General features: G+C 49.7%; 9 protein-coding genes. 1 reads left to right on the top strand and 8 read right to left on the bottom strand.

Annotated features, from left to right (window positions below; translation table 11 throughout):
- Positions 1-114 precede the first annotated feature (114 nt).
- From AC27N8_RS24045 to AC27N8_RS24015, 7 genes are all read right to left on the bottom strand, one after another.
- Complete coding sequence (locus AC27N8_RS24045; RefSeq protein WP_487070127.1) at positions 115-1353, bottom strand: vWA domain-containing protein; 1239 nt, start codon at positions 1351-1353, stop codon at positions 115-117.
- 108 nt (positions 1354-1461) lie between these two features.
- The gene (locus AC27N8_RS24040; protein WP_487070125.1) at positions 1462-3540 is read right to left on the bottom strand and encodes a PP2C family protein-serine/threonine phosphatase; all 2079 of its coding nucleotides are present in this window, start codon (positions 3538-3540) and stop codon (positions 1462-1464) included.
- A 98-nt stretch (positions 3541-3638) separates the two neighbouring features.
- Positions 3639-5726, bottom strand: coding sequence for a protein kinase domain-containing protein (locus tag AC27N8_RS24035; protein WP_487070123.1), 2088 nt, complete (start codon positions 5724-5726; stop codon positions 3639-3641).
- A 30-nt stretch (positions 5727-5756) separates the two neighbouring features.
- Complete coding sequence (locus tag AC27N8_RS24030; RefSeq protein WP_487070121.1) at positions 5757-6641, bottom strand: PP2C family protein-serine/threonine phosphatase; 885 nt, start codon at positions 6639-6641, stop codon at positions 5757-5759.
- Between the two features lie 301 nt (positions 6642-6942).
- Positions 6943-8358, bottom strand: a complete 1416-nt coding sequence (gene der / locus AC27N8_RS24025; protein ID WP_487070119.1) for a ribosome biogenesis GTPase Der — start codon at positions 8356-8358, stop codon at positions 6943-6945.
- A 163-nt stretch (positions 8359-8521) separates the two neighbouring features.
- Positions 8522-9460, bottom strand: a complete 939-nt coding sequence (locus AC27N8_RS24020; protein ID WP_487070117.1) for a ribose-phosphate diphosphokinase — start codon at positions 9458-9460, stop codon at positions 8522-8524.
- An 83-nt stretch (positions 9461-9543) separates the two neighbouring features.
- Positions 9544-10704, bottom strand: a complete 1161-nt coding sequence (locus AC27N8_RS24015; protein WP_487070115.1) for an N-acetylmuramoyl-L-alanine amidase — start codon at positions 10702-10704, stop codon at positions 9544-9546.
- 486 nt (positions 10705-11190) lie between these two features.
- On the opposite strand from AC27N8_RS24015, the gene AC27N8_RS24010 reads away from it, so the two are divergent.
- The gene (locus AC27N8_RS24010) at positions 11191-11886 is read left to right on the top strand and encodes a DoxX family protein (protein WP_487070113.1); all 696 of its coding nucleotides are present in this window, start codon (positions 11191-11193) and stop codon (positions 11884-11886) included.
- 78 nt (positions 11887-11964) lie between these two features.
- Here AC27N8_RS24010 and AC27N8_RS24005 read toward each other — a convergent pair whose 3' ends face one another.
- Positions 11965-12456, bottom strand: a complete 492-nt coding sequence (locus AC27N8_RS24005; protein ID WP_487070111.1) for a hypothetical protein — start codon at positions 12454-12456, stop codon at positions 11965-11967.
- Between the last annotated feature and the right edge of the window lie 62 nt (positions 12457-12518).

The following is a 12518-nucleotide window of genomic DNA, read 5'->3' as shown; positions in this document are numbered from 1 at the left end:
AAGAATATATCCTTCCTCTGCCTTATTTTTTATCTACGTATGCTGAATAGGGAATCACATGGAAACATCTATGTATAGTTTACAGCTTCCAATGAATATCAACATAATGTATCTTTACGGAAGCAGATCGTCTAAACGCTGCGTTAATTTACGAGTCTTATTACCGATAGATTTTACCTGCTCTTGAGAAATTTGTTGACCTTGATTAATTTGTTCAATGGCAGAAAGCGTCTCGGCATCAAGCACGCGTGTCACATTGGGAGCGATCTTCGTCGTCGCCTTACCGGTACGCTTATACTCATCCAGAATACGCGTCACCAAACGCTGTGCATTCGATTTTTCGGCGAAGTTCATAACCAGAGCATTGACCTGAGATGTAAGATTCGTATCATCGCTAAAGGTCACTTTAATATCTTCGCGCAACTTCTCGCTCGTCAGACCAACCACCGGAACGTCATACGTCAACTCGGCCTGAGCGATGCGGAAGAGTCCCGCAGGACGAGGATCAATCATCAGCTCGACCAGAATCGACTGTGCAGTATCCTTTTCGAGATCACCCAGACTAATGACTACCTGACGATCCGATAAAGAAGAGGCATCAACATCCCGAATCAACGGGAGAACCTTCACTGCCTTACGTGGGCTCACGCCTGCTGGCAAGCGCAGAGTCACCGTGGCATTACGTACAGCAACCGCGACCGCGCTCTGAACCTGTTGCTCGAACAGAGACATCGCGTCTTCAGGTGATTTGATAAACTCGGCCGGCATACCGCCGCTCAGCTGACCAATATCATCTAGCAAACCCTCGTCCCAGTCGGAGCCAATACCCAGGGGATAGATCGAAATGCCACTGGCGGCCGCATCGCGAGCCAATTGGCGGCAGCGATCGGTATCACCATAGGTGACGCCATCCGTCAGGAGAATCATCCGATTGATAGCATTGGGGATATTCCAACGCCGTAACTCACCCAGACCTTGAATCATGCCCAGGGACATAGTTGTCCCCCCGGCATCCTGGATGCGATCGATGGCGGCCTTCATGCCAGGCTTATCATTGGCAGGCATAGATGGGATAATCACTTGCGCGCTATCATCAAAGATGATCACGGAAATGTAATCCTTCGGCTCCAGACGATCAATCACCAGTTTCACCGCTTCGCGGACATTACGCAACTTCGCACCCTTCATCGAGCCGGAATGATCGATTACCAGGGCAAAATTCAATGGCAGGCGCACCTGCGCCATTAAAGCCGTCGGTTTTGCTTCTAATAGCAGATATGCAAGCTGGCTACCACCAGTAACGGGCATATAATCCTTACCCAATTGGTGTACCAGAGTTACCTCTCCAGGCATAATACTTTTGCTCCTTTCGCACTCGGCTGGCCCCTCAGTATATCATAATCCACGATTAACCACGGCAGGCTCGTGCGTGAATGGCCTCTCTCGACCTGCATAGGATGGTTAGCGGACATAAACAACGACGGCACTAACATTATCTTCTCCACCATTGGCATTCGCGGCATCGATTAAACGGGTACAGGCAGTCTGTGGGTCGGGGGCCTGGTTAAGAATCTCAGTGATTTGTGGATTGCGCACCATCTCCCACAGCCCATCAGAACAACTTAAGAGCACATCACCTGGATGGACCTGTTGCGTAAAAAGATCAACCTGTACATTCTGTTTATCGCCAATACTGCGGAAAATCTGATTGCGCTGTGGATGTGTATAGACATCGTCCGGCTCGATCAGACCGCCAGCTACCAGCTGTCCCACCAGCGAATGGTCGTTGGTCAATTGATAAAGTTTTTCATCACGTAACATATACGTACGACTATCGCCCACGTTGAATATATACGCATAGTCGCCAACAACCATAAAGCCAGTCAGGGTCGAGCCCATATCTGACTTCTCTTTCTGGTTGACCTGACAGAGTGCAGTGTTGGCTTCTTCGATAGCTCCACGTAACAGTTCTTTGAAGCTCTCATCGTCGAAGGCAGGAGACGACTCGCCAGCTTTTTCGGCCTGCAAGGGAGCCAGTAACAGTTCGCGGGTCACACGCTCGGCCAGCAGAGCAATCGTCAAACGACTTGCTCCCTGTCCATTCGCATGTCCTCCCATGCCATCAGCAACGACGAACAGTCCTCCAGGAGACGAGATCGATTCATGGACCCTTTGCATAGAGAGCACCAGTGTACTATCCTCATTTGGTTCGGTACGCCTGACAGTGCCCGCGTCAGAGTCGCAAGCGGCAATCAAGTGTGCCCCATTCGGAAAGGCGGTCTGGGTCGCCTGTGGTTGCTCTACGACATACGTCGTGCCTTGATCAACGAAGGTATTGATAATCGTTCCTTGCAAGACCTGAGCATCGTCCGACTTCTGAGCGGTGGCGGGATAGGCGTGAAGAATGTAGGCTGCATTCAAAAGTTCTGCGCCGCAATCGATACAGAACTCATCGCCTTCCGCATTCTGTTCGGAGGCGCAGTTCCAGCAATGCTGATATCCCTGGTGATCCGTGACGATATAGACATGCTCGCTCTCACCCTCAGAAGCAACTTGCGTTACCTCGTAGCGCCCACCAACCACAGTGCCCACCTCTAACGTAGGAAAGGACTGCTCTGAGTTGCTCTCGGGAGCCGCTTGCTCATCGGTCTGCTTCTCAGTAGCCTCAGTTGTCTCCGCGCTCTCACTGGTATTTGTCGACTGCTCCAAATTATTCTCCTTTAAGGGGACAGCAGTAGCATCATCCGCCTGGGAAGAAGCACCTGCGTCATCTACACTTGCTTGCGTTTCAGTACTCTTTGGGGTCGCCGCTGTCTCTGTTGATGGGACAGCCTGAGAGGTGCCAGCAGCATCCCGAGCCGTCTGTTGCTCATCGGCTGGTGCGGAAGCACTCTCCTCGTACGCAGATGAGTTATAGATGGTCGGAGCATCATCAATAGTATAACCAGATGCCTCATGTGGAGCATAGACCGTTGGCTCTGAGCCCAAAGACTCAGGTGTCGTCAGGATGGTTGGAGCATCAGAGATATTATCATACTGCGTCTGCTCCTCCGACTCATGAGTACTCTCTTGCTGCCAGCGGCGTGCATGAAAAGCCAGCATCTGTTCTTGCGTCAAGATCTGCGTCGGCATCTGGCTGACATCCAGCCCCCCATATGCATCTGAAGCAGTATCTACCTGAGCTGGTTGGGTGGCATCAATCTGCTCATGATGCAACGAATACACCTGCGCCGCATCCTCGGATGGAAATGTACTTTGTCCATTGGCGGATACACTTCCCTGAGTCACTTCAGACGACGATGCCCCCTCAGATGGCGCATGCGCTGTGCTGGTCTCCTCAGGCACTGCGGCAGATGCAGCATCTTCAGGTAATGGCGAGGATGGCTGCTTTCCCTGTGTCTGATTCTGTGCAGCTGATCCATACTGCTCCGCTGATTCTGGTTGTCCAGCAGCCACCACTTCGACAGCTAAAAGCTGCCCACAACCCTTACAGAATTTAGCATTATCACGATTTTGTGTATGACACAACGGACAGAGCATTCCTGCCCTCCTTATTATAAATTCCTTGCACTTAGAGAAGAAAGACGCGCGAGCATCTTTCAGGCAACGCAGGTTGCAGTTCTAAATGTTCATGAGTATTACAGTTGTTTTTGTAAGCGAATCGCCTCAGCATTCTTTGGATCACGCTGTAAAGCCTCATTTACCATCTGCCGAGCATCCGACTTCTTTTTTAAATTGAAAAAACAGGTCGCCATCGCGCTATAAACGGCTGCGGAACTGGAATGAACCTGTTGTGCGCGTCTCAGCGCACTTAGAGCATAATTCCACTCTTTTTCCTTGATATGGGCACGTCCCAGCTCATACCAGGCCTCCCATAAATCTGGATCAATACGAGTCGCATGTTGGAAAGATGCAATCGCAGCCGCCAGTTGGTTCTTCGTCTCAAGCAAGACACGTCCCAGTGCCACTAAGATCAACGCATGATCAGGATTAATATCCAGTCCACGCGTAAAGTACGTGACCGCTTCGCTTTTTTGTCCCTGCTCGATCGCCACCAATCCCAGTTGATAGTAGACGGCCGAGTCGTCAGGAGCCAGCGCCAGCGCTTGCTTGAACGCCCCCTGCGCAAGAGGATACAGTGCCAGATCTCGATAGCACATCCCCAATTGGAATTGTGCATCCAGCGCATCTGACTTCAGAGCGAGTGCCTCTTTAAAATACTCAGCAGCCTGCTTCATATTCTCAGTAAAGAGATGCTGGTCCGTACCACGAACCGACTGTCCATACTGACGATACACACGCCCAAGGTTGTACAACGCATCGTACGCGGCAACCCCCTGCTTCTGCGCATTCTTGAATTGGTTAATCGCCTCGACAAAGCGTTTGCCTGCCAGGGCCTGTAAGCCAGCACGATAAGCCACCATAGGGTCGTTCGATGTCGTTACCGGACGTGCAAGGATGGGTTGAGCTACCCGCGCAGATGCAGATGTCATACTATTGTTACGCCCGGGAGTTGATGCTGGTTGCGCCTTGATCGATTGAGATTGCGACGGACGAGCTTGAATAGGCTGTTGCACTGGTCTGGCACGAATGGGTACACGCGCCGCCTGAGCGCGGATCTGGGGCGGCGCGATCGACACTCCTTGCACTAGCGGTTGACCATCACGTTTGCAAAACTTGGCACCTGCTCGATTGTGAAAACCGCACTTCGGGCAAATCACTCCACCACCATTAGGCGCAGGAGAGGTATTACTCGCCGTCGACACGATAATCGTCGAATTGGCGCTCATCGCCGGAATTTGAATCGTCGTAGGAGCGGCTCCATTTGGCAAGCATTGAGACAGGGCCACACGCATCGCTTCAGCACTCTGAAAGCGCTGGGCGGGATCTTGCTGCATGGCCTTGATAATTACCTGTTCGACCGGACAGACCCGTTTATTTCCCAACTGTACTGTCCGCAGACGAGGATTTTTCGCGACAATACTTCCTTGCGCCGGCGTCTGAATTGGATCAGGCTCGTAATTTGTCAGCAAATGATACATGGTGGCACCCAGAGAATAGATATCGGAGCGTGCATCTGTCTGCACCAGTTTGCCTGGATTTTGTGCGGTGCGGCGCTGACCCGGCATAGTGACCGAGCCCAGATGCTCAGGTGAGGCGTAGGAGATGGTTCCGAGATTCTCTGTATTGGTGCGTTTATTGGGGTCGAAGCGACGAGCAATACCAAAATCGATCAGTTGCACTTCATCATCGACCGACACCATGATGTTGCCAGGCTTTAAATCGCGCAGGATGATCGGTGGATTCCTCGTATGAATATAAGCCAACGCTTCACAGACTTGAATCATCCACTTAAGCACCTGATCTTCTGGCAACGGTCCTTTCGTGGTTTCAAGAATCTTCTCCAGACTGCGTCCGGGAACAAATTCCATCACAAAGTAATAGTTACCTCGCTCCTGGAAAGGAAGCATCAGGGCAGCAATACGCGGATGTTTTAGACCCCGCAGCAAAGCAATTTCTTTATTGAAGCGATCAATAGCCGATCTGCGGTCTTCTTCACTGGTATTAGGACTTATCAGCAGTTCTTTGACGGCGTAGTAGTAAGGAGGAGTACCCGGTGGGGTTCCGATCTGTTCAACTTTATAAACGGTGCCCATACCGCCTTCGCCAAGAATCTGCACAATCTTAAATTTTCCGTCAAGGATAGTACCTATTGGGAGAGCCATACAACGTTTCTCCAAATGCGCTCAGGATGCTTATTGAGGGCTCACATGCACAACAATCGCTGATATGTTGTCTTCTCCGCCATTAGCATTTGCCAGGTCAATGAGCTTGTTGCAAATCGCTTGCGGACTATCTTGCTCAGTGAGCGCACTGAGTAGATCCTGATAACGTATCATTTCCCACAATCCATCTGAGCACAATAACAACTTATCCCCTGGTTGAAGGACCTCGTGGAAGATATCAACCTCAACTTGTCGATGACCCGCTCCCAGCGAACGATAGATTAAGTTGCGCTGCGGATGCGTATAGACGTCTTCCGGCTCAATCTGCTTCGACTCTACCAGTCGAGCAACAAGAGAATGGTCCCGCGTGACAGGAGCAAATGTGCTTCCACGTAATAGATACGTACGACTGTCGCCAACGTTGGCAATATAGGCTTGATCATTCTGAATCAGCATTGCGGTGACCGTGCTGCCAAGGCCTCGCGCCGATGATTTCTTCTCTCCATACGCCACGATTGCTTTGTTGGCCTGCTGTATGGCTAACTCAAGCTGATCTCCGATGAAAGAGACCGCTTGTGTTTCGGGCAACTTCTGGGTCTTTTGTTGCGCGGGTGCATTTGCAGGGGTAGATTTCAATTTGATGGTTTTTTCCGGGTCCAGGTCTGCTTTATCCAATTGAATGGTGGGCTGATCATGTACAGGTTTAAAGAAAAAATCCAAAGCCTTACTCATCGTCTCGACAGCCAGCTTGCTCGCCACCTCTCCTGCCTTATATCCCCCCATGCCGTCAGCCACAATAAAAAGGCCGCGATCTCCATCATCCGACGATTCTACGCGTTTATAAGCAGAATCCTCATTTTGATCACGTTGCTTCCCAACATCAGTTTTATCAGCAGCAGTCAGTTTTAAATGCATAGTAAATTACCTCACCCAAGCAGGAGACTCCTCAGTCCGTTACATGTCCACTATAGCATATAGTAGTAATCGTGACAATTGCAGCATACCAAATCACATAATTCTATAAGTATTGCAAAGTATCGAATGTATATGGAATATATTTCGATGGTACACATCAATTATACGCAGCGAAAAGCCTGGTAGTTGTAGCATCCTTGTCGCTCAAACATCCCTTTGACCTTCCGCATCGATGTAGCTACCTGATAACGCTATTCTGGCAGCCTTGAACCTTGTCAAAAGAGCCACGCACGCGCAGGCTCTATTTATCGTTATCTCTCGTCGAACGTGCCCTGAACTGGATACGAATGGCAGTACCTTTGAAACCAAAAGCCTCGCGCAGACGATTCTCCAGATAACGCTCATACGAAAAATGGACGCCTTCAGTATCGTTGACAAAAAAGATAAACGTTGGTGGATTGACACGCGCCTGAGTCGCATAAAAGATTTTCAAGGGCTTCTGCTTGATCACGGTCGGACTATGACGGCGGATAGCTTCCTGGACCACCTCGTTTAACTTCGATGTCGAGACACGCAGGAAACGCATTTCGGCGATCTTTACGGCGGTTTCCAGAATCGATTGCACATGATAGCCGGTCTTGGCTGAGGCAAACAGAATTGGCGCGTATGGAATGAACTTTAAGCCTTCGGCTAAGATCTCACGATACTCTTCAGCACTCTGAATCTCATCATCAGGATGGGCAAAGACACCTTCGCGCTCGTCCTTACGCTGCTGTTGAGCGAGGTCCCACTTATTCACAACGACGATGACGCCCTTGGCTTTATCATGGATTTCCCCCGCGATATGTGTATCCTGGGCCGCCAGACCCTCAGTCGCATCGACCAGGATAATAGAGACATCACTACGCTCAAGCGCACGCTCGGAGCGCAGGACGCTATACTTTTCAACGCCTGGACCGACCCGACCACGACGACGAATACCAGCGGTATCCACCAGACGCATTTTATGTCCCTGAAACTCGAAGGCGATATCGATCGCGTCACGCGTCGTCCCTGGTACAGCGCTAACGATGGAGCGATCTGATCCGATGATAGCGTTCAGGAGCGAGGATTTTCCCACATTTGGACGCCCTACGATCGCGATACGGATGACATCTTCCTCATCATCATCGTCCGTCTCGCTCAGCGGAGGCAGTTCTTCGACAATGCGGTCCAGGAGATCGCCAGTGCCGACACCCTGGATCGATGAAATCACAATCGGCTCGCCTAATCCCAGGCTGTAGAACTCGACAGCATCCATGCGACGATCTTTGTTATCGGCCTTATTCGCGGCCACAATCACCGGCTTTTTGGTAAAGCGGAGTTTCTGAGCAACATCTTCGTCGGCTGTCGTGATGCCCGAACGAGCATCGACCATAAAAACGATCACATCAGCTTCATCGATAGCAAGCTGAGCTTGAGACATCACATGGTTCATCAGATCGCCGGGTTGACCATGCAAGCCCACCTGTCCCACAGGAATACCAGAACCTAATTCGAGGCCGCCAGTATCAATCAGCGTGAACACACGCCCATTCCAATCAGTATCGCCATACAGGCGATCGCGGGTCGTACCCGGCATATCTTCAACAATGGCGATCCGTTCGCCGATCATACGATTAAAGAACGTGGATTTACCGACATTCGGTCTTCCCACAACGGCAACTAGCGGCTTCATAAAATGCGCCCCTCCACCTTTTCCTGGTGCTGAAAAATCCTCAGTTGTACATACAATTGGTGGGTATTATAGCATATATTCCGCCAATAATGAGATTTTCGCCAGAGCTTTCCTCATTCCAAATAATGTCCGATCTACCGCCTTAAGGGGACGTCATACGACGTTACCAGAATAATTCGGAGACGGAACGGCCGTCATGGATACGACTAATGGTTCCAGCAAACAGTTCCGCGACAGAGAGGACTGTCAGGTTGGATAGTTGTTCAATCGCAGGGGGTGGGATAGAATCGGTGATAATAATCTCTTTGAGAGGAGCCTTTTGAAGCCGTTCAAGCGCTGAACCAGAGAAAATACCATGGGTTGCACAGCAATAAACATCGAGAGCACCATGCTCGCGCACCACCTGTACCGCTTGAGTCAGAGAGCCAGCCGTATCGATTTCATCATCAACGATCAGCACATTGCGCTGATCCACATTTCCGATAATCCCCATGGCCTCGGTGATACCGTTATTACCCAGGCGTCTCTTTTCAACAATGGCAAGAGGGGCATCCAGACGATCGGCAAGCGTACGAGCCTTTTTGGCGAAACCTTCATCCGTCGAAACAACCGTAAAATTTTGGATATTCTTATTGGCAAAATACTGCGCCTGCGTCAGTTGGGCGGTCAACTCATCTACGGGGATATTAAAAAAGCCCTGAATCTGGCCCGCATGCATATCCATTGTCAGGACCCGATCGGCACCCGCCACCGTAATGCAATCGGCAATCAGGCGGGCCGTGATCGGCACGCGAGGCTGATCCTTCTTGTCTGTGCGCCCATAGGCATAATAAGGGATCACGGCCGTGATGCGTGCCGCAGATGCCCTTTTCAAAGCGTCGAGCATGATCAACAACTCCATGATCGAGCGATTGACGGGCGTACTAAATGGCTGGATGACAAAGACATCCCGGCCTCGTACGTTTTCGTTGATTTTGACGAAAATGTTCTCATTGCTAAATTGAAAGACATCTGCATCTCCAAGTGGAATGCGCAGATGGCGGCAGATAGCAGCTGCCAGCGAACGGTTTGCGTTCCCGCTGAAGACACTCAAATCGTCCAATATGCACCTCCTGGTAGCAAAAAGTATATCACATTGCTTGCAAGTTATGGTGAAGTGCACGTTCTCACGGTAGAGCTTTTCTGCTAAAAAATAGTAGAGCTCGCCAGAAGCCAGGCCTGCCGATGATTGAAGTTGATCGCGTACCAGATGCCAGCTTTATCATCCTGGACAATCCCAATCGCAGCAAAGACGGCACCAGCAGGCGCTTCTCCGATCTGAGCGCTATTATCCAGGATAGGCTTGGCATATATTTTCGTGCGCGCTCTTAGTGTGATACCCATGCCGACTCCATGCGTCACATACCCACGCGGGACGGCCAGCCACACCAGACGAGCCACCGCGAAATGATTACGATTTTTCTGATGTGTCTCTACGCCATACCAGATTTGATACATCATAGCGCCACTGCCTGCGGGATCAAGCACCTGATTAATAGCAACATAGCTACTACCAGGCTCAACATTGCCAGTTTCATCTGTCCTGGCATCGCCGCCAGCCCGAGGAATCTGTCCGGAGGTCGTGCTAGGACCGCTGTAAAGAGGAAAAAAATTATAGTTTTGCGGCAATTCTTGTCCGCCAGTACCCAATGGCAGCAGATCGGTCGCAGGATGGACAGCAATCACGTTGGCATTCCATGATCCAGGCGTATAGGGAATCCCGTAGCGATTGACGAGGGATAAATAATAATCCCACAACCAGTATGGTCCCGGATCAACATGGTTCGGCATCAAAGCCAGCGACGGCGACGGAATATTACCATGTCCAATCACATGACCACGATCCAGCGGGATATGATATTTACTCAATAGATAGGCAGTTAAGCGCGCCTCGGCCTGATATTGTGTCGCATTATACCAACGATAGCCAGTAGCCGCGTAGCCAACATTCTCAATACCCAGAGCTCGCTGGTTATACCAGTAGTTGCCAGCGTGATAGGCAATGTCCGTATCATGGAGTAATTGGTATACCGTGCCATCACTATCCACGATATAGTGGATGCTCACCAGACTACGGACATTGTGAAAGGTACTGATAGCTCTGCTGGCTGTGCCTTCAATATCATGGATAACCACATAATCAAGCGGATAATCGCCCGGTCGATGAGCATCCTCATAAGTACAGGGTGCCTTATCAGGAACAAGATTACAATCATATTTCTTAGGACTCACGATACAATCTATCGCACCAGGATAATCGGTATTTCCGTCATCGACACAGCCTGCTGGCAGGTCATTAGAGCTCACAGATATATTTCGTGCCGCATACGCAAGCGAAATATGGATCTGAAAAAATACTTCACCGCCAGCGAAAAACAGCAGCACGAAGAACAAGCGAACGCCAACAGAGAATAATCTGTGTCGGCACAATTTCATATAACACATTGAATAGCATCTTTCTGCATCATAATACACATCAAATCACAAAAAATAGAGCATAACACTACCAGTATGAGATAACGCAAAAACGATGAAGATAACAGAGCTATTCTCTCCGCTATAGCAAAAATATCTCACCATATCTGGTAGCCAGATCCATTAAAGCAAAATTTCAGTCGCCACAGCCCTTGACGCAAAGTGTTAGTACATGCTAATATCCTAGTAAGTTACTAAGGTATTAGTACATGCTAATATTCACAAGAAACCAAATTTTGGGGAGAGGTGATCACCTGGTAACGCTAATCTCTCTTACTGAGAGGATATAACTGTAGTCGCATGGAGGATTTGCTTTTAATGAAAGCCGCGATCTTACGATTTCCCTACAACTCAGCCTCACTTCCGCCTGCTCCGCTTGCCAGGCTGCTTTTTACCGATACACGTGTTTCCTGGCTCTGGTTGCTACTTCGTTGCTACGTTGGTTATGAGTGGTTGACGGCAGGTCTGGATAAGCTAACAGGTTATTCTTTCGCTTTTGACTCGTTTGGTGCTCCGGCCAAAGGAGGCTCCTGGATATTTAATGCTCACAGTGGTAAAGCCATCCAATCATTTGCCAACGCCGCTCTCGCAAAAGCAGTCGGACCAAACGCCAGTGTACAGGGATGGTATGCTGCTTTCTTACATAGCGCTGTTCTGCCCAATGCAACTCTCTTCTCTTACATGGTCACGTTTGGTGAAATACTCGTCGGGCTCGGTTTGATATTTGGAGCCTTCACGGGTATAGCAGCATTCTTTGGGATGTTTATGAACCTTAATTATTTATTTTCTGGTTCGATCAGCGTTAATCCAACGTTAGCCATATCGGCATTGCTTCTCGTGCTCGCCTGGAGGACGGCTGGCTATTTTGGCCTCGACTACTTCTTGCTGCCACTGCTTGGAACTCCCTGGACAAGAAAACAACGGGATTCAGAGAGTACTCAACGAGATCCTGAAAGTACCCCAGATGTGGTTGAACATGAAACGCCAGCAGTAGTAGCTGAGAGTCAATCATAAAGTTCTTTGCATACAAAATAGCGCTTCGAGAGTAAAGATGCTCTCGAAGCGCTATTCGCGTTGGATGATAATACCGGCTTAAGTGGTTGGCTCTTCAGGTGTCGAAATAAGTATCCGCAAGAAACGGCGTATGGCCCAGAAGATAAGCCAGTAGATGAGGATCGCGATCAGCGTTGACCACTCAAATACTTGACCTGAGCGCAGGACTAACGAGTTGACGATGTTGGAAAATGGAAACAAAACAATATCGGTTAATGCATAAAGAAAGCCAACAAATAAGTTTATCTGAAGTGCGCCTATCAGCTTCAGAAAAAAGCGGATAGTTAAAGTCACCTCCAACACAACCAAAAACCATTGCAGAAAATCGTTCAGTTTGCCAATTGCATAGCGCACCGTTCGAGCCTCTTCCTGGCGTGTTTCAGCACTTTCAACCACAGACTCAGTTTCAATCGATGCTGGTGCCACGATCGGCGCCAGCCGCGGAGGTAGATCATCCATGCGACGCGGAGGCAATACCTCAGCTGATGGCGGTACACGATTCGGTTCGTCGGGATATGGATTATTGCGCATCCTGCAACCCTCTCATATGAAAGTGAAAGTAGACAAGCTCGCGTAAACAGGTAAGAACAGCG

This window comes from Dictyobacter sp. Z7_2, assembly GCF_057551105.1.
Note: the sequence above shows the minus strand (reverse complement) of the source record. Positions and strands in the feature narration are given on the sequence as shown.

Bases quoted from the DNA above. Each gene is read 5' to 3' on its own strand.
- AC27N8_RS24045 (WP_487070127.1), bottom strand. From the start codon at position 1,353: ATGCCTGGAGAGGTAACTCTGGTACACCAATTGGGTAAGGATTATATG.
- AC27N8_RS24010 (WP_487070113.1), top strand. From the start codon at position 11,191: ATGAAAGCCGCGATCTTACGATTTCCCTACAACTCAGCCTCACTTCCG.
- AC27N8_RS24030 (WP_487070121.1), bottom strand. From the start codon at position 6,641: ATGCATTTAAAACTGACTGCTGCTGATAAAACTGATGTTGGGAAGCAA.
- der (WP_487070119.1), bottom strand. From the start codon at position 8,358: ATGAAGCCGCTAGTTGCCGTTGTGGGAAGACCGAATGTCGGTAAATCC.
- AC27N8_RS24040 (WP_487070125.1), bottom strand. From the start codon at position 3,540: ATGCTCTGTCCGTTGTGTCATACACAAAATCGTGATAATGCTAAATTC.
- AC27N8_RS24035 (WP_487070123.1), bottom strand. From the start codon at position 5,726: ATGGCTCTCCCAATAGGTACTATCCTTGACGGAAAATTTAAGATTGTG.
- AC27N8_RS24005 (WP_487070111.1), bottom strand. From the start codon at position 12,456: ATGCGCAATAATCCATATCCCGACGAACCGAATCGTGTACCGCCATCA.